The sequence below is a fragment of the Paralcaligenes ureilyticus genome (assembly GCF_004346225.1).
GTDB lineage: Bacteria > Pseudomonadota > Gammaproteobacteria > Burkholderiales > Burkholderiaceae_B > Paralcaligenes > Paralcaligenes ureilyticus.
On record NZ_SMAJ01000006.1, the window covers coordinates 36520 to 53164 of the forward strand.

Consider the following 16645-nt stretch of genomic DNA (forward strand, 5'->3'; position numbering starts at 1 on the left):
TAATATTTACGGCAAATTGACTTTGGTGTCCGGCTCGGGGGAAATCATGCCCAGGCGCGCTTTCAGGGAATTGGGCCGGCCGGTAAACATGGTGGCGTAATAGGCGGCGTTGGACATTACGTGCTTGACATACAAACGGGTTTCGGTAAAGGGAATGGTTTCGGCGAAAATGGCGCCTTCAACAGGCCCCTGAAGCTTGGATCGCCACAGCACCGAACGTTTGGGGCCCGCGTTGTAGCCCGCCGTGGCCAGCACCTGCGAGCCATCGAGATCCTGCAATACCATGTTCAGATAGTTGGTGCCCAATACGGTATTGGTGTCAAAGTCGTTGACCGACGAGGGTGTAAAGTCGTTCATGCCGATCTTGCGTGCCACCCAACGGGCCGTGGCAGGCATAAGCTGCATCAGCCCGGATGCCCCGACACTGGACCGGGCATCGGTGATGAAACGCGACTCTTGACGAATCAGGCCATAAACCCACGCTGGATCCAGATTGATCTGGCGCGCTTTTTCCGCTACCCGGCCTTCGAAGGGAGCAATGAACCGCTGTTTGAAGTCGATTTCATGTTTCGTCTGCAACGACGTATTCACTACCCGGTCAAAAATCTGCTCACGCCGGGCCAGTTCGGCTGCGGCCAGCAATTCCCGGTCGCTCATGCCACGCAGATAGAAGTTCCATTCCGGCACCGCCTCGGGGCGCCAACCCAAGTGAAACAGCTTGATGGCTCGCTGCAAACCCAGATTGGATCGCGCGCCGGCCAATTCAGCAGGGGTCACGGGAGGGGGAAATGGCGGTATCGTCATGGGACGGCCAAGCTCTTCATTAGCCAGTTGGCCGTAAAAATCCAGATTATCCTCAATCGACGTATAACGCGCCTGCGCGCCGGCGCGATCGCCTTGCGCAGCCAGTGCGCGACCGTACCAATAGGTCCATACCGGCTCGGCGCGCTGCTTCGGGGTCATTCTGTCAATGGCCTTTCTGACTTGTTGCCAGTCGATCCTGCCCTGCCTGAGCTCGGAGCGCACCTGCCATCCGTGGTTGTAATCGGTCATGGGCGTATCGCCCGACCGTCTGTACCACATCACAGCCTGGCCTTCCAGATTAAGCGCCGACACCAAGCCAAATTGCCCCCACACCCACTGCATATCCACGGCGGGCACCGATCGCGACCATTGGCTGCTTACATAGTCCGCCGCCGCGGGACGATCAGAGCCTCGCGCCAGACGCGACAGGGCCAAGGTAACCAGCTCAATTTGCGCGCGCGACTTGGGCGCCTTCTGCGACGCCAGCCATTTTCTGGCGTTTTGCATCAGTGCCCGATACTCGGACATTTCCGATGGCGCAAACATCAGCCCGGCGAGCCGTTGCGCATCACCGGTTTTATTGGTTTCGAGCGTTGCGCGCAACACAGGATCGAGCTGCTTCCACCCCACCACCCCGGCTGAAACCTGTTGACCAAGAAAGGCCCAGCACGACTGCCCCGGTGCAAATGCAGCCATAGTCTGCGCAGCGGATACCGGCCGCTCGGTAGCTGCCTGTGCCTGCAAACGCGCGCAATCGACCTGCGCATTGCTGACCTCCACCGGACCCAAATTATCGACCGTGGCATAGTCGCCGGAACGAGCGGCAGCGACAATCCAGTCGCCTTTAAGCCGGTTGACTAAATATGCGTTGCGACTGTTCGAAAGAAACTGCTGCAGCAAGGCTGTGGGGACTGGCGCATTGGGATCGGCCAACTGCTGGCGCAAATACCAGTAGGCCGGATAATCGCCCAATAAAGGGTCGCCTTTGGCCAGTGGCACCAAGCTGGCCAGCCTGTCCCACTGGCGGCCCTGCATGGCGGCACGCGCGTCCAACACAGCCTGTTCCGCCTCGGGCGAGGACACCAGCAACAGCGGCGCGGGCACAGGAGCCGCAGGTGTCGCTTGCGGCGCGACCAAAGCCTGGGGTGCGACGGGATCCGCTGTATTGTCGGGAAGTTTTGCGCCGGCACAACCGGCAAGGCCCAAAGACAAGGCCAGCCACCAGCTTTTACGGGACAAGGCGCCAAGGGGTCCGCCAGAAAGATTTCGAGTTTTCTGATACCGTTGTTGCTGCTTCGATAACATCTTGTTTGGACTCCGATCGCACCATCCATGAATAACACCCTAGAGAATAACGCAGTCCCCCTTCGCGCGCGACTAAAACAGTTGCGCGCCGAGATCAATCCCATCGATAGACACCGTGGCGCATTGCTGATTCGGGGCCGTCTGTTCACCTGGCTGGCCACAACCCGTGCCAGGCTGCTGGCCGCCAATCGTCCCGCCCCGCAGCATATCGCGGCGTTCTGGTCTATGGACGAAGAGCCTGAACTCCAGCCGCTGCTGCATCAATGGGTGGAAGAAAACGGGCTTACGGTTTCGCTGCCGGTGGTCGCCGACATCGACGCACCCCTGGAATTCCGGGTATGGACACCCGACACGGAAATGCAGATTGGCGCTTACGGCATCGCCGAGCCTCAAAGTGAACTGGCGCCATTACCCGATCTGGTGCTGGTGCCCACGCTGGGCTACACCCGCGCAGGCGACCGCATCGGATACGGCAAGGGCTATTACGACCGCACACTCGCGGCGATCAAGACGCAGCAACATTCTTGCACCACCATAGGGATAGCCTGGTCCTGCGGGGATCTGTCCAGTCAAGCCTACACCCCAGCCGGGCACGACGTCCGGCTGGACGCCGTGCTGACCGATAAAGGGTGGGCCGTGCCCGCGCCGGTTCTTTTGTAGGGCTGATAAAAAGAGGCGCGGGGCTTGGCAGCCACAAGGGCTGCCACCTCACCACAATCACGCGACCACCGATCAGCTCAAACCGCGATGAATGGCCAGGATAGAATCCGCATTATTAAGCGTATAAAAATGCAACCCCGGCGCGCCTTGATCCAACAGGCGCTGGCACAAGCGGGTAATCACGTCCGCCCCGAAAGCCTTGATCGAAGCGCGGTCATCGCCGAACTCGGCCAGGCGAAGACGAATCCAGCGCGGGATTTCCGCGCCGCACATCGTCGAGAACCGCACTAACTGCGAATGATTGGTAATCGGCATGATCCCCGGCACGATGGGTATCGATACCCCTTTGGCCCGGACCCGGTTCACAAAATCGGAATACGCGTCGGCATTGAAAAAATACTGCGTAATCGCGCTATTGGCCCCCGCCTTGACCTTGGTGACGAAATGATCCAGGTCTTCGGATGCATTAAGCGCCTGCGGGTGCATTTCCGGATACGCGGCCACTTCAATATGAAACCAGTCGCCGCTATGCTCGCGGATGAATCGAACGAGATCGCTGGCATAGCGCAGCTCGCCCGCTTCGACCCCCATGCCCGAAGGCGTATCGCCGCGCAGCGCCACAATACGCCGGATCCCGGCCGCGCGATACGCATCCAGAATCTCGGTCAATACGGCGCGACTGGACCCTATGCACGATAGATGAGGGGCCGCCTCGCAGCCCAGGTTCTGCATGAGGCTCACCGTATCGGCCGTGCCCGAACGGGTAGACCCGCCAGCGCCGAAGGTGACGCTGACATAGCTGGGATGCAAGGCCAGCAACTGCTTGGCCGAGCGCACCAGTTTTTCTTGGGCGGCTATATCGCGGGGAGGGAAAAACTCCAGACTTATCGATGACGCAGAATTCATGAATACAACAACCTGGAAAGCAATCCGGAAACCAGACTATAGACAATGGCGCCCAGCACGGCCCACCAGAAGCCGTTGACGTGAAAGCCTTTTAGAATCGAGCCCGCAAACCAGAACACCAGAGCATTGAGCACCAGAAGGAACAGGCCAAGGGTCACAATCGTGATGGGCAAAGTCAGCAATATCAACACCGGCTTGACCAGCGTATTGAGCAAGCCCAATACCAGCGCCGCGATCAGCGCCGAGCCGAAAGACGACACACTGATGCCGGGCAATACATAAGCCACGATCAGCAGCGCCACTGCATTCAAAATCCAGACCAGGATGAGTTGCATAATCAGACTCCGTATAAATCGTCAGGCCGCAGGCGCTTGCGACCTGCGTTTGTAGCGGCACCCCTTGTGGGTGCCACATCCGCCAGGGGTTTAATAACGGTAGTGATCGGGCTTGAACGGCCCGGTTACCGGCACGTTAATATACTCGGCCTGATCGGCGCGCAGTTCAGTCAGATGAACACCCAGCTTTTTAAGATGAAGCCGCGCCACTTTCTCATCCAGATGCTTGGGCAAAACATAAACCTGCCCCGTCTTGTAGGCGCTGCCACGCGTATAGAGCTCGATCTGCGCAATCGTCTGGTTGGTGAACGAGGCCGACATCACGAAAGACGGATGGCCAGTGGCGCAACCGAGATTCACCAGGCGGCCTTTGGCCAGCAGAATGATGCGTTTTCCATCGGGGAAAATAATGTGGTCGACCTGCGGCTTGACCTCTTCCCACTTCAGGTTCTCGACGGACGCAACATCGATTTCATTATCGAAGTGGCCAATATTGCAGACAATGGCCTGATCTTTCATGCGCTCCATGTGGGCACGCGTAATGACATGGTAGTTGCCGGTAGCCGTTACGAAAATATCCGCTTTGTCAGCGGCCTCTTCGATGGTAACGACCTTGTAGCCTTCCATCGACGCCTGCAAAGCGCAGATCGGATCGACTTCGGTTACCCAAACCTGGGCGCGCAAGGCAGACAGGGCCTGCGCACACCCCTTGCCCACATCGCCAAAGCCGCAAACCAGCGCGACCTTGCCCGCCACCATCACGTCGGTAGCGCGCTTGATGCCGTCGACCAGCGACTCGCGGCAGCCATACAGATTGTCGAACTTGGACTTCGTGACCGAATCGTTCACGTTGATGGCGGGGATGGCGAGTTCGCCTTTCTTGGACATCTGATACAAGCGATGCACGCCGGTCGTCGTTTCTTCGGTAACGCCCTTGATCTGCGCCAGGCGAGTGGAATACCACTTGGGGTCGACCTTTAGTTGCGCCTTGATGGACGCAAACAGAACACGCTCTTCTTCGCTGCCCGGTTTGTCGAGCACCGACAGATTGGCTTCGGCCTTGGTTCCCAAATGCAAAAGAGCCGTGGCATCGCCGCCGTCATCGAGAATCATGTTGGCATGCTGCCCATTGGGCCACTGGAATATTTTGTGGGTATATTGCCAATAGTCTTCAAGGGTTTCGCCCTTGACGGCAAACACGGCCGTACCGCCGGCGGCAATCGCGGCCGCGGCATGGTCTTGCGTGGAAAAAATATTGCATGACGCCCAGCGCACCTCGGCGCCCAGGGCAACCAGGGTCTCGATCAGCACCGCGGTTTGAATGGTCATGTGCAGGCTGCCGGCAATCCGCGCGCCTTTCAGGGGCTGGGACTGGGCATACTCGTCGCGAGTAGCCATCAGGCCGGGCATTTCGGTTTCGGCGATCGCGATTTCGCGACGGCCCCAGCCGGCCAGGCCGATATCGGCAATGGTGTAATCGGAAAAAACGGTTTCAGCGACAGTGTTCATGGTAATAATCCAATAAACCTGTACGGGAAAAGTGCGGATGGGGTTGCCGCTCACCTTCGCCTACGATACAGGAGATGATGAGCGCCGTTGAATCAAAAAGCGTTTCCTGAGCCTAGCGGGGCGGCGGGCGCGAACCCGGCAAAATCCCGTTGCAGCACTCCTCAGGAAAGCCGAAATTGTAGCGCAATTGCGCTACCTATTTAACCTCTGTTTCGCGGATAGCCCTGCGCCTTGATGCGCTGCCAGATCGCGTGCTTTTCATCATCAGACAAAAAGACCCAATTGGCCACTTCCATGGTGGTGCGCCCACAACCTCGGCAGACTTCATCGTACAAGGTTGAACACACCGCCACGCAGGGTGAATCGCTGCGTTTAAGACTATAACTATCGTCGTCGGGGCGAGTGCTTGCCGTCATGAAAATCAGAACTCCTCCCAGATCGCGCCCGACAATACGCCCGACATCGGGCGTATTCCAGATTTACACCGCCAGCTTGACCGCCTGCTGAAGATCCAGCACTTTGTCGGTGGCTTCCCAGCTGAACTCGGGCTCGGAACGCCCAAAGTGCCCATAGGCCGCTGTTTTGGCGTAGATGGGGCGAAGCAGATCGAGCATTTCGATAATACCGCGCGGGCGCAGATCAAACTGCTCGCGAACCAGGCGGGCGATCTGCTCGTCGGGGATGATGCCCGTACCTTCGGTGTACACCGTGATGTTGATGGGTTCGGCCACGCCAATGGCATAACTGACCTGCACCTGGCATTGACGCGCCAAGCCGGCTGCCACCACATTCTTGGCCACATAGCGCGCGGCATAGGCGGCAGAGCGGTCGACCTTGGAGGGATCCTTGCCCGAGAACGCGCCACCGCCATGGGGGCATGCGCCGCCGTAGGTATCGACGATAATCTTGCGGCCGGTCAGACCGCAATCGCCTTGCGGCCCGCCGATGACAAATACGCCGGTCGGGTTGACCAGGTATTTGGTCTGGGCCGTAAGCATGCCTTCCGGAAAGCAGGGCTTGATGATTTGCTCGATGACGGCTTCGTGGATGTCGCTTTGCGAGATTTCAGGCGCATGCTGGGTGGAGAGCACCACGGTATGAACTTCGGCAGGCTTGCCGTTGACATAGCGGAAAGTAACCTGCGACTTGGCATCGGGACGCAACCACGGCAGACGGCCGTCTTTGCGCAACTCGCTCTGGCGCTGCACCAGACGGTGCGCATACCAGATCGGAGCCGGCATGAGGTCGGGGGTTTCGTCGCAGGCATAGCCGAACATCAGGCCCTGGTCGCCGGCGCCCTGATTGAGCAGTTCTTCGGGGCTGCGATCTACGCCTTGAGCAATATCGGGCGACTGTTTGTCATAAGCCACCAGCACCGCGCAACCTTTGTAGTCGATCCCGTAATCGGTATTGTCGTAGCCGATGCGTTTGATGGTGTCGCGCGCAACCTGGATGTAATCCACATTGGCGGTGGTGGTGATTTCACCAGCCAGCACAACCAGGCCCGTGTTGCATAGCGTTTCGGCTGCAACCCGCGCTTTGGGGTCCTGGGTAAAAATGGCATCGAGGATGGAGTCGGAAATTTGATCCGCGACTTTGTCGGGATGGCCTTCGGAGACCGATTCGGATGTAAAGAGAAAATCGTTGTTTACCACAGCAATACGTTCCTTTTAATGGCCGCACGATGCGACCTTGAGGTTGAACGGAATGCGTTGCACCTCGGAAGCCTATAGCCTGGAAGACGGGGCGCGACGCTTTAGCGGTTTTTTTTGACCTGGCCGTTTTTGAAAATGGCCTGCCTATCGCCCCGCAAGTTGTCGGTTAACTTAGCGATAGAGCGTATTTTAAGCGAAAATAGGTGAAAGCGTATTTTTCCATTGGTTATAAAAGGGTTATTGTTGTTTTATGCTGCTGATTCTGTTCCGTGTGCTTGCTGCCGTGCCCCTGCCCATCCTGCACGGTATCGGCCGGATAAGCGGCCTTCTGGTCTACGCCATCCCAGGCAAATACCGCCGACGCCTGCAGACCAATGCCAAACAGGCCGGCTACCCCAACCCCGCTTTCGCGCGCCAAGCTGCAGCCCAGACCGGCGCCATGATCATGGAGCTCCCCAAGGTCTGGCTGCGCAACCAGCAATGCCTGGACAAGGTCGTCACCGACGACAATGCCGTGGTTGAAGCGGCCTTGGGCGAAGGACGCGGCATTCTGTACCTGACCCCGCATTTGGGCTGCTTTGAAATCACGGCCCGCTACCTGACTCGCCACGGCCGCATTACCGTCATGTATCGCCCGCCTCGCCAAGCCTTTCTGGCCCCGGTCATGGAAAGTGCGCGCAACACCTCGCAGCTCAACGCCGTGCCGGCCAACCGGCAGGGTGTACGCGAGTTCGTACGCGCACTCAAACGCGGCGAAGCCGTGGGCATGTTGCCCGACCAGGTGCCTGGCGGCGGCGACGGCGTGTGGGCGCCTTTCTTTGACAAGCCTGCGTACACCATGACGTTGGCGGGCAAGCTGGCGGCCCAAACCGGAGTCGCGGTGATCCTGACCGCGGGCGAACGCCTGCCGCAAGGCCAGGGCTGGCGTATCCACTACATGCGCCTGCCTGAGCCCTTACCTGACTCAGCCGACGAACAGGCCGCGCTGATCAATCACGCCATGGAAACGTTGATACGCCGCTGCCCCACGCAATACTTATGGAGCTACAACCGCTACAAAATACCCAAGGGCGCCCCCCTCCACCGTCCGACCTGACATGAATCTGAGCAAATTAACCCTGCTGCGAGCCATTTTTTCCTACTTCGGCCGTTGCAATACACGTACACGCCTACGCTACGGACGCATACTGGGGTGGCTCACACCCAAACTGCTGCGCTCCCGGGCGCGCATTGTCAGAATCAACCTGGCGCTGTGTTTCCCCGAGCGCTCGCCATCCGAGCAAGAGGCCTGGCTGCAGCGCCATTTTTATCTGCTTGCGCAGTCCGTCGTCGATCGAGGCCTGTTCTGGTTCGGCCCCTCTGCAACGATCAAGGAAGCCGTTCAAATCAGCGGACTGGAGCATCTGGAACGGTTGCTGGCGGCCAAGCGCCGCATCATCATGCTCGCGCCGCACTTCATTGCACTCGATGCGGCTGCAACGCGGCTATCGCAATTCCTGCTGCAATCGGCAACCCTCTATACCCCGCAAAGCGATGCCGACGTCGACTATCTGGTACGCGAAGGCCGCGGGCGCTTCAACGACGTGCGCCTGGTCAGCCGCCACGACGGCGTGCGCGGCCTGATCCGGCAGCTTCGCGCCGGCATACCCATTTATTATTTGCCCGATATGGACTTTGGTCGCAAAGGCGCCGTGTTCGCCCCTTTTTTCGGTGTACAGGCCGCCACGATTCCCGCCACCGCGCAAATTGCCAAGGCATGGGAGGCGGTCGTGGTGCCGGTCGTGAGCCGGCTGGATCCCGAAACAGGCCGTTATAACGTTCAGGTACTGCCGCCGCTGGACGATTTTCCCGGCGAACAGACTCTGGAGCAGGCCACCGTGCGCATCAACCAACTGATCGAAAGCTGGGTCAGGCCCGATCCCGCCCAGTACTATTGGGTGCATCGTCGCTTTAAAACACGCCCCGAAGGTGAAAAAAGATTCTATTAGGGGATAATCCTGAACATGATCTGGAATTTCTCAAAAATGCATGGCGCAGGCAACGACTTTGTCGTGCTCGACGGCGTGCGCCAAAGTATCGACATGACGCCGCAACGCGCGCGCGCCCTGGCCGACCGCCATTTCGGCATCGGCGCCGACCAAATCCTGCTGGTTCAGGCGCCGCATCACCCCGAAGCCGATTTCCGCTACCGCATCTTCAACTCCGACGGCAGCGAAGTTGAGCATTGCGGCAACGGCGCGCGTTGTTTCGTGCAGTTCGTACACGAGCAGGGCCTGTCGGGACGCAACCCTTTGCGTGCCGAAATCGCCACCGGCCTGCTGACACTCGATCAAGCGGCCAACGGCGAGGTCACCGTCGACATGGGCCAAACCCGCTTCGAGCCCGCCGACGTGTCCTTCGACACTCAGGGCCTGGCATCCAGAGCCTGCGCCGCCGACACGCTCTGGACATTGCCTCTACCCAACAACACAACGGTGGATCTGTCGCTGGTGGCGATCTCCAATCCGCACGCGGTACAGCAGGTGGCCGATGTCGACGCGGCCCCGGTCGGCGAACAGGGGCCGCTTATCGAGTCGCACCCTCGCTTTGCCAGACGGGTCAATGCCGGATTCATGCAAATCGTCGATCGCCGCACGATCAGGCTGCGCGTCTACGAGCGCGGCGCGGGCGAAACGCTGGCATGCGGCACAGGCGCCTGTGCCGCCGTTGTCGCCGGTATACGCCGCGGGCTGCTCGACAGCCCGGTGCAAGTGCATACGCGCGGCGGGCCGCTGACCATATCCTGGAACGCAACCCAGCTCACCATGAGCGGCCCGGCGATAACCGTTTTCAATGGCCAGGTCGATATCGATGCCCTCACTCACTCCCTCAACCTCAAGGAACCTCCCAAGCCATGAGCTCCGACCCCATTTCCGCCGAAGACATCGCCCAGTTTCTTAAAGAGAATCCCGAGTTCCTGCAAGACAACGCCGATCTGTTTGCCAGCCTGCGCGTACCCCACCCCCACGAGGCGCGCGCGATCTCTTTGGGCGAACGCCAGATCATGACTTTACGCGCCAAAACCAAAGACCTCGAATGGCGGCTCGCCGGGCTGATCGGCAACGCATCGGGCAACGAAAAAATCGGCAAAGCCTTAAATACCTGGTGCCGCAAAATGCTGGCCGAATCGGATCCCACCCAACTCCCCGCGCACATTGTGCGCAATCTGAGCGATCTGTTCGACTTGCCCACTATCGCGCTACGCCTATGGGACTTGCCCAAGCTCGTCGACAGCGAATTCACGCAAGATGTCAATGATCTCGTCAAAGAATATGCCCGCACGCTGGCCAAGCCTTATTGCGGCCCCTTGCAAGACCAGGAAGTCGCCGGCTGGCTGGGTTCCAAGCCCGCCTCGCTCGCCATCATCGCACTCAAACCAACGGGGGCCGACGCGCCCTTTGGCTTGCTGGTATTGGGATCCGACGACCCCGATCGTTTCACCCAGGACATGGGCACCAGCTTTCTGGACACCATCAACGACCTGGCCAGCGCCAGCTTGAGCCGCCTGTCGGGCGCCGACTGAACACGTTCATGCACGTCCTGCCGCCACCAATGGAACAATGGCTGGCTCACCTGCAAGCCAATCGGCGCTATTCCGCACACACGGTGGACGGTTACCGGCACGACCTGCAGCATCTTGTCGAATGCCAACCCGGCATCGCGATCGAGTGTGTGACAGAAGGCCACATCCGGCAATCGGTGGCTCGCCTGCACGGGCAGGGCCTGGGGCCGCGCAGCCTGGCGCGCGCCCTGGCCGCCTGGCGCGGATTCTATCAATGGTGGTCGCCTCAAGCCGGTCTTACTCATAACCCGGTGGCCGGCATACGGGCTCCCAAAGCGCCGCGCAATTTGCCCAAAGCCCTGTCGGTCGAGCAGGCGCAGGTATTGCTGGATCACCCGGGCTTGCCGGAGCCCAAGACGCCTATCGAATGCCGCGACCAGGCCATGTTCGAAGTGCTTTATTCCAGCGGCCTGCGCCTGGCCGAACTGGTCAGCCTCGATTGGCGCTACACACGGGCCGCGGGCTACGAAACGCAAAGCTGGATTCAGCTCGACGAGCACGAAGTCACTGTCAAAGGCAAAGGCAACAAGACACGCAGCGTGCCCTTGGGAGGCAAGGCGGTGCAAGCCATCGAACGCTGGCTGGAGGTGCGCAATCAATTGGCACCCGAGGGCGCGGCCCCGGCAGATGCGGCAGCGCTGTTTATAGGTGCGCGCGGCAAACGGATTTCGCCCCGGGTGGTGCAGTTGCAACTTGACCTGTTGGCTACCCGCGCGGGCTTGCCTGTGCATGTGCACCCGCATATTCTGCGCCACAGCTTCGCCAGCCACGTGCTGCAATCGGCGCAAGACCTGCGAGCGGTGCAGGACATGCTGGGGCATGCCAATATTTCCACCACCCAGATCTACACCCGGCTGGATTTTCAGCACCTGGCAAAAGCCTACGACCAGGCCCACCCGCGCGCCAACCGCAAGCGGTAATTATTGTTTCTTGGTATCCAAGGCATAGATAAGCTTGCCGGCGTTCCACTCGAACATGCCCAGATACGTGCCCGCCGGCTGATCGGGAGGAGCCAGCGCGTCGGAATACAAGGTTCCGCCCACCTTGGCGCCGGTTTCACGAGAAATCTGACGGATCAGTTTCGCGTTGCTTATGTTCTCGATAAACACCGCAGGAACATGCTCTCGCCTGACCTGCCTGATGATGTTGGCGACTTCTTTGGCCGACGGCTCGGCCTCGTTGGAAATACCGACCGTCGAAATAAACTGTACGCCATACGCCTGGCCGAAATAGCCAAACGCATCGTGCGAAGTAACAACCTTGCGCCGCGCCTCCGGAATGGCCGCCAGCGATTGCTTGATGCGGGCGTCCAGCGTTTTGATCTGCTGCATGTACATCCGCGCATGCTCCCGATAATCGTCCGCATGCCGAGGATCGGCCGCCGCCAGTGCCGCCGTTATGTTCTGAACATAAATCAGGCCATTGCTCAGGCTTTGCCAGGCGTGCGGATCGATATGTGCGTGGTCGGTCGAATTTTCCTGCGCGTCACGGCCATGGCTGCCAGCGCCTGCCCGGCTTGCATGTGCATGGCGCCCCGGCGCGCGCTCGTGCTTTTCTTCCATCGCCGCCAGTGCCTGCTCGGCCGGCGTCAGCTCGCGCGGCGTCACGCCCTTGCTTGCCACGACCTCTTGCCCCTTGAATCCCGAGGCGGCCACGAGCCGCGGCATCCAGGATTCAAACCCCAGTCCGTTGACAAACAAAACCTTGGCCTGCGACAAGGCGCGGGCGTCCTTGGGGGTTGGTTCAAAGGTGTGCGCATCGCCATTGGGGCCCACGATCGTAGTCAGGGCAACATGATCGCCGCCGATAACCCGAACCATATCGCCCAACACCGAAAAGCTTGCGACGACATCCAGAGGCACCGAGTCGGCTGCGTGAACAAAGGGGCTTGCCACCAGCAGCATTGCGCCCGCAAGCGCCGACCGTATTTTGCGGGGCAACGACCACGTGTCTATCTTCATTACGCATGCGCCAGACATACACACTCTCCGTACGAAATAATCAATTATTTTCACCCATCTGCGACAAACGGCGATGGCGCGCGCGAGCCCGTCTGGCCGCCTGCAGCAGGCCGCCCTGCGGCCCCAGGAATATCGACAAAAAATACACCGCGCCCGCGGACAGAATGATGGCGGGCGAGGCCGGCACGTTGGCATGATAAGACACCAGCAAACCAACATAACAGGAAAACACGCCTATGGCCCCAGCCAACATCATTTGCCAACCGGCCGAGCGCGCCCAGAAACGGGCCGCGGTGGCAGGCAGCATCATGATGCCCACCACCATCAGGGTGCCCAGCACCTGGAAGCCTGCAACCAGGGTCATGACCAGCAACACCAGAAACACCATATGGCTCAGCGATCCCGGCCCGCGCTCGGCGCGCAGAAAACCCGGATCCAGGCACTCGACCACCAGTGGCCGGAAAATAACGGCCATCACCACCAAAGTAATGCTGCTGCATATCGTCACCAGCAGCAGAGAGGCGTCATCGAGGCCCAGAATCGTCCCGAACAGGACATGAATCAAATCCATGTTCGAGCCGCGCAGCGACACCAACAGCACGCCCAGCCCCAAAGAAACCAGATAAAACGCCGCAAAACTGGCGTCCTCCCGGAGCGGTGTCGCACGCGCCACGGCACCTGCCAGCAGGGCCACGATCAAGCCTGTCACCATGCCCCCTATCGTCATGGCACCCAGGGATAGCCCCGCGGTCAAAAATCCAACAGCGACGCCAGGCAAAATGGCGTGCGCCATCGCATCGCCCATCAGGCTCATCCGGCGCAACACCAGAAATACACCCAACGGACCCGCGGCAAACGCCAGTGCAAACGACCCGGCCAGCGCCCGGCCCATGAATCCATACTCGACAAACGGCGCGAAGAACCAGTCATACAACCACATCATCAATAGTCCCCCGCGCACAGATGACGCGCCAGATGCAGGTTTTCGGGGGTAAGCACATCGGCCGTCGCCCCCCATCCAACCGCCTGGCCGGCCAACAGCAAAGCCTGGGGAAACGAAGCCCGCACCATGTCCAGGTCATGCAACACCGCAATCACAGTGCGGCCCTCATCATTCCAGCGCAGCAACAATGCCATCAGATCTTCGGTCGTTGCGCGATCGACCGCCGCAAAAGGTTCGTCCAGCAGCAAGGTTTGCGCATCATGCAGCAACAAACGGGCAAACAGCGCGCGCTGCAGTTGTCCGCCCGACAGGGTGCCAATAACCCGCGCGCCGAAATCGGCCATTCCCACCGTCTCCAGCGCCTGCCATACACGCTCGCGCTCAGCGGCGTCGAAACGCCCCCAGGCCCCTACCCGGCGCCAGGCGCCCATGGCCACCAGGTCATAGGTGCTGATGGGAAAACTGCGATCCAGTTCTCCGACCTGGGGCAGGCACGCCATGTCGTCACGGGTGTCGCCGCCCAAGCGGATGCGGCCACGCAAAGGACTCAGCACGCCCATGATGCCCTTGATCAGCGTCGATTTGCCCGCCCCGTTGGGGCCGACAACCGCCGTCAGCGACCCACGCTCAAAAGCTCCGCTCAGATCGCGGATGGCAACGCGTTCGCGCCATCCGAAAGACACTCGATCCAGCTCAATGACTGCGCCCATCATCGCGTCAAATCCGCCACCAGCCCATAGCCCAGCCGGTCAGGCCCCACATCGCGGCAACGACCAGCGCCACACGAGCGACACGGGCGCCGCAAGACGCCAGAAGCGCCGAGCCGCGGTAAGAGCGCAGACGATCGGCATGAGCAGGAAGCAAGGACATGGATAGCAGGGGCGAGGCGCCCGGGTTTGAGTCTAAGGAGTGGATGGAGCTGGGCTTACGTACTTGTTATGTTATAACATAACTATTCTAACATTAGGCTGACGAGCCGTTCCCGCGCACTGCCATGCCAGACCGCCCCACCACACCCGCTGTCCTTGCCCGCCAGCTCGACACCGCCGAGTCCCTGTGCCGCTCGCGCGGCAAACGCTTGACACCCATCCGGCGCAAGGTGCTGGAGATACTCTTGCGCCAGCGGCGCAGCCTGAAAGCCTACGAGCTGCTCGAGGAAATACGGCCGGCGCAGGCCGGCGCCGCCCCGCCCACGGTATACCGCGCACTGGACTTTCTGGTCGAAGAGGGCTTGATCCACCGCCTGGACGCCATCAACGCCTGGACGGCCTGCCTCGACGCCGCCGGAACACCGCACGACCTGCTGGTCATCTGCACCGGCTGCGGTGCCGTGGCCGAGTTGAGCGACCCTGCCCTCAGCCGGCAACTGGCACAAAAAGTAGCCCAGGCCGGCTTCACGCTCTCGACCCACGAAACCGAATTGCGCGCCCTGTGTCAGCAATGCCAGGGACAAGCGCCTCACGCCCATTCACATAACCACTAAGCACCTGGCGGGGGTTGGAAATGTCGTTTGATGGCCGGATTATGGCACCCACAAGGGGTGCCGCTACTTAGCGTGTCGGGTGGTTTTGTAGCGGCACCCCTTGTGGGTGCCATCGATAATGGCCCGTGACCCACGCCGATATATCCTGCGGAAATCGGCCGTATGAACGCCTCCAGGTGCCTGATTTATCACGAAAATACAATTTTCCAGGGCTCTATTTGCTCTAAAGCGTATGCTGTGCTGTAATCGCACGTTAAGTTATTTTGCGGTGCAAACTGATAGTTGCCACTCATCCAAGCGTCTTCTGCCTTTTGACCCGCGCCAGCGAGGCCCATAATGAAAGCCGCTCCTAGTCCGGAGAAAATGGTACCGGTGACAATACTCACCGGTTTTCTCGGTGCAGGGAAAACAACCCTGCTCAAACGCATCTTGACCGAATATCACGGCCGCCGAATTGCGGTCATCGAAAACGAATTCGGGCCCGAAAGCATCGACACCGATCTGCTGGTGCAAGATAGCGAAGAACAGATCATCGAACTGAGCAACGGCTGCGTATGCTGCACCGTGCGCGGCGACCTGATGCGCACCTTGACCGATTTGAGCGTCAAACGCGAAGCGGGCGAACTGACCTTCGAACGCGTCGTGATCGAAACCACCGGCATGGCCAATCCAGGCCCGGTGTGCCAGACCTTTTTCATGGACGACGAGATCGCCGATTACTACCGGCTCGATGCCGTCATTACCGTGGTCGATGCCAAACACGGCATGGAAACCCTCGACAAGCAGGAAGAGTCGCAAAAACAAGTGGGCTTTGCCGACCGCATCCTGATTTCCAAAAAGGATCTGGTCAACGAGGTCGATTACCAGGCTTTGCGTTCACGCTTGATGCATATCAATCCGCGCGCCTCGATCGAACCGGTCAACTTCGGTCAAACCGACCTCAAAGCCATCATCGATGTAAGCGGCTTCAACCTGAACTCCATTCTGGACATCGATCCCGACTTTCTGGCCGACGAACATCCCGACGCGGCGCACGACCATGAAGACGAGCAAGGTCACGAGCACCACGATCATGACCACGACCACGACGGCGAGTGCGACGACCATTGCGCGCACCACCACCAGGATCACCATCACGCCCACCACGACGATGCCATCGGAGCCTTCGTGTTCCGCTCCAACAAGGCCTTCAACCCGGAACGCCTTGAAGAGTTTCTAAGCGGTATCGTCCAGGTCTACGGCCCGGATCTTTTGCGATATAAAGGCATTCTCTACCTGAAAGGCATTAATCGTCGTATGCTATTTCAAGGCGTGCACATGATGATGGGAGCCGAACCCGGAAAACCCTGGATGTCCAACGAAAAACCCAATACCAAAATGGTATTTATCGGTCATAAACTCCCCGAAGAAATTTTTACTCGGGGTTTGGAGCAATGCCTGGCCTCATAACGTACCCCGCTGCCGGAGATAGCAACATAGGTAA

General features: G+C 59.6%; 18 protein-coding genes and 1 riboswitch. Of the genes, 8 read left to right on the forward strand and 10 right to left on the reverse strand.

Translation table 11 applies throughout. The features are described 5' to 3' along the window. Window positions 1-6: 6 nt before the first annotated feature. Window positions 7-2109, reverse strand: a complete 2103-nt coding sequence (locus EDC26_RS09695) for a lytic transglycosylase domain-containing protein (RefSeq protein WP_132581981.1) — start codon at window positions 2107-2109, stop codon at window positions 7-9. A 27-nt stretch (window positions 2110-2136) separates the two neighbouring features. Here EDC26_RS09695 and EDC26_RS09700 point away from each other — a divergent pair, with 27 nt between their 5' ends. Continuing rightward, entirely contained in the window at window positions 2137-2769 is a 633-nt protein-coding gene (locus EDC26_RS09700; RefSeq protein WP_132581983.1) for a 5-formyltetrahydrofolate cyclo-ligase, read from the forward strand. Window positions 2770-2841: 72 nt separating this feature from the next. On the opposite strand, the gene metF is transcribed toward EDC26_RS09700, so the two are convergent. The 5 genes from metF to metK all read right to left on the reverse strand — a co-directional run bounded on the left by metF (window position 2842) and on the right by metK (window position 7174). Continuing rightward, window positions 2842-3675, reverse strand: a complete 834-nt coding sequence (metF, locus tag EDC26_RS09705; protein ID WP_132581985.1) for a methylenetetrahydrofolate reductase [NAD(P)H] — start codon at window positions 3673-3675, stop codon at window positions 2842-2844. Next, window positions 3672-4010, reverse strand: coding sequence for a phage holin family protein (locus EDC26_RS09710; RefSeq protein WP_132581989.1), 339 nt, complete (start codon window positions 4008-4010; stop codon window positions 3672-3674). Before EDC26_RS09710 ends, metF begins: the two co-directional genes overlap by 4 nt. Window positions 4011-4100: 90 nt before the next feature. Next, on the reverse strand, window positions 4101-5519 hold the full coding sequence (ahcY, locus tag EDC26_RS09715; RefSeq protein ID WP_132581991.1) for an adenosylhomocysteinase: 1419 nt from the start codon (window positions 5517-5519) through the stop codon (window positions 4101-4103). Window positions 5520-5591: 72 nt separating this feature from the next. Further along, window positions 5592-5688: riboswitch (S-adenosyl-L-homocysteine riboswitch) on the reverse strand. 31 nt (window positions 5689-5719) lie between these two features. After that, entirely contained in the window at window positions 5720-5935 is a 216-nt protein-coding gene (locus EDC26_RS09720; protein WP_132581993.1) for a DUF1289 domain-containing protein, read from the reverse strand. A 63-nt stretch (window positions 5936-5998) separates the two neighbouring features. Next, the gene (gene metK, locus EDC26_RS09725; RefSeq protein WP_132581995.1) at window positions 5999-7174 is read right to left on the reverse strand and encodes a methionine adenosyltransferase; all 1176 of its coding nucleotides are present in this window, start codon (window positions 7172-7174) and stop codon (window positions 5999-6001) included. A gap of 250 nt (window positions 7175-7424) precedes the next feature. Here metK and EDC26_RS09730 point away from each other — a divergent pair, with 250 nt between their 5' ends. From EDC26_RS09730 to xerC, 5 genes are read left to right on the forward strand one after another with little or no spacing between them, the layout of a single operon-like run. Beyond that, window positions 7425-8270, forward strand: coding sequence for a lysophospholipid acyltransferase family protein (locus EDC26_RS09730; RefSeq protein ID WP_132581997.1), 846 nt, complete (start codon window positions 7425-7427; stop codon window positions 8268-8270). A 1-nt stretch (window position 8271) separates the two neighbouring features. Then, window positions 8272-9162, forward strand: coding sequence for a lysophospholipid acyltransferase family protein (locus EDC26_RS09735; protein WP_132581999.1), 891 nt, complete (start codon window positions 8272-8274; stop codon window positions 9160-9162). A gap of 15 nt (window positions 9163-9177) precedes the next feature. After that, complete coding sequence (gene dapF, locus EDC26_RS09740) at window positions 9178-10071, forward strand: diaminopimelate epimerase (protein ID WP_132582001.1); 894 nt, start codon at window positions 9178-9180, stop codon at window positions 10069-10071. Further along, window positions 10068-10736 (forward strand): DUF484 family protein, encoded by a 669-nt coding sequence (locus EDC26_RS09745; protein WP_132582003.1) that lies wholly within the window; start codon window positions 10068-10070, stop codon window positions 10734-10736. Before dapF ends, EDC26_RS09745 begins: the two co-directional genes overlap by 4 nt. 8 nt (window positions 10737-10744) lie before the next feature. Continuing rightward, complete coding sequence (gene xerC / locus EDC26_RS09750) at window positions 10745-11695, forward strand: tyrosine recombinase XerC (protein WP_132582005.1); 951 nt, start codon at window positions 10745-10747, stop codon at window positions 11693-11695. Here xerC and EDC26_RS09755 read toward each other — a convergent pair whose 3' ends face one another. From EDC26_RS09755 to EDC26_RS20135, 4 genes are read right to left on the reverse strand one after another with little or no spacing between them, the layout of a single operon-like run. Next, entirely contained in the window at window positions 11696-12736 is a 1041-nt protein-coding gene (locus EDC26_RS09755) for a metal ABC transporter substrate-binding protein (protein ID WP_132582007.1), read from the reverse strand. A 40-nt stretch (window positions 12737-12776) separates the two neighbouring features. Beyond that, a complete protein-coding gene (locus EDC26_RS09760) occupies window positions 12777-13676 on the reverse strand; it encodes a metal ABC transporter permease (protein WP_425012552.1) in 900 nt (299 codons plus the stop codon). 2 nt (window positions 13677-13678) lie between these two features. Further along, window positions 13679-14392, reverse strand: a complete 714-nt coding sequence (locus EDC26_RS09765; RefSeq protein ID WP_132582011.1) for a metal ABC transporter ATP-binding protein — start codon at window positions 14390-14392, stop codon at window positions 13679-13681. A 4-nt stretch (window positions 14393-14396) separates the two neighbouring features. Continuing rightward, window positions 14397-14549 (reverse strand): hypothetical protein, encoded by a 153-nt coding sequence (locus tag EDC26_RS20135; protein ID WP_165930984.1) that lies wholly within the window; start codon window positions 14547-14549, stop codon window positions 14397-14399. A 124-nt stretch (window positions 14550-14673) separates the two neighbouring features. Between EDC26_RS20135 and EDC26_RS09770 the strand changes: the two genes are divergently transcribed. Both EDC26_RS09770 and EDC26_RS09775 read left to right on the forward strand, forming a co-directional pair. Continuing rightward, window positions 14674-15162: a Fur family transcriptional regulator gene (locus EDC26_RS09770; protein ID WP_132582013.1), complete on the forward strand. Its 489-nt coding sequence runs from the start codon at window positions 14674-14676 to the stop codon at window positions 15160-15162. A gap of 336 nt (window positions 15163-15498) precedes the next feature. Then, the gene (locus EDC26_RS09775; RefSeq protein ID WP_132582016.1) at window positions 15499-16611 is read left to right on the forward strand and encodes a CobW family GTP-binding protein; all 1113 of its coding nucleotides are present in this window, start codon (window positions 15499-15501) and stop codon (window positions 16609-16611) included. The last annotated feature ends 34 nt before the right edge of the window (window positions 16612-16645 follow it).

Bases quoted from the DNA above. Each gene is read 5' to 3' on its own strand.
- EDC26_RS09700 (WP_132581983.1), top strand. From the start codon at position 2,137: ATGAATAACACCCTAGAGAATAACGCAGTCCCCCTTCGCGCGCGACTA.
- xerC (WP_132582005.1), top strand. From the start codon at position 10,745: ATGCACGTCCTGCCGCCACCAATGGAACAATGGCTGGCTCACCTGCAA.
- EDC26_RS09720 (WP_132581993.1), bottom strand. From the start codon at position 5,935: ATGACGGCAAGCACTCGCCCCGACGACGATAGTTATAGTCTTAAACGC.
- EDC26_RS09765 (WP_132582011.1), bottom strand. From the start codon at position 14,392: ATGATGGGCGCAGTCATTGAGCTGGATCGAGTGTCTTTCGGATGGCGC.
- EDC26_RS09695 (WP_132581981.1), bottom strand. From the start codon at position 2,109: ATGTTATCGAAGCAGCAACAACGGTATCAGAAAACTCGAAATCTTTCT.
- EDC26_RS09730 (WP_132581997.1), top strand. From the start codon at position 7,425: ATGCTGCTGATTCTGTTCCGTGTGCTTGCTGCCGTGCCCCTGCCCATC.
- ahcY (WP_132581991.1), bottom strand. From the start codon at position 5,519: ATGAACACTGTCGCTGAAACCGTTTTTTCCGATTACACCATTGCCGAT.
- EDC26_RS09770 (WP_132582013.1), top strand. From the start codon at position 14,674: ATGCCAGACCGCCCCACCACACCCGCTGTCCTTGCCCGCCAGCTCGAC.
- EDC26_RS20135 (WP_165930984.1), bottom strand. From the start codon at position 14,549: ATGTCCTTGCTTCCTGCTCATGCCGATCGTCTGCGCTCTTACCGCGGC.
- EDC26_RS09755 (WP_132582007.1), bottom strand. From the start codon at position 12,736: ATGAAGATAGACACGTGGTCGTTGCCCCGCAAAATACGGTCGGCGCTT.
- EDC26_RS09710 (WP_132581989.1), bottom strand. From the start codon at position 4,010: ATGCAACTCATCCTGGTCTGGATTTTGAATGCAGTGGCGCTGCTGATC.
- EDC26_RS09760 (WP_425012552.1), bottom strand. From the start codon at position 13,676: ATGTGGTTGTATGACTGGTTCTTCGCGCCGTTTGTCGAGTATGGATTC.
- EDC26_RS09735 (WP_132581999.1), top strand. From the start codon at position 8,272: ATGAATCTGAGCAAATTAACCCTGCTGCGAGCCATTTTTTCCTACTTC.
- metF (WP_132581985.1), bottom strand. From the start codon at position 3,675: ATGAATTCTGCGTCATCGATAAGTCTGGAGTTTTTCCCTCCCCGCGAT.
- EDC26_RS09745 (WP_132582003.1), top strand. From the start codon at position 10,068: ATGAGCTCCGACCCCATTTCCGCCGAAGACATCGCCCAGTTTCTTAAA.
- dapF (WP_132582001.1), top strand. From the start codon at position 9,178: ATGATCTGGAATTTCTCAAAAATGCATGGCGCAGGCAACGACTTTGTC.
- EDC26_RS09775 (WP_132582016.1), top strand. From the start codon at position 15,499: ATGAAAGCCGCTCCTAGTCCGGAGAAAATGGTACCGGTGACAATACTC.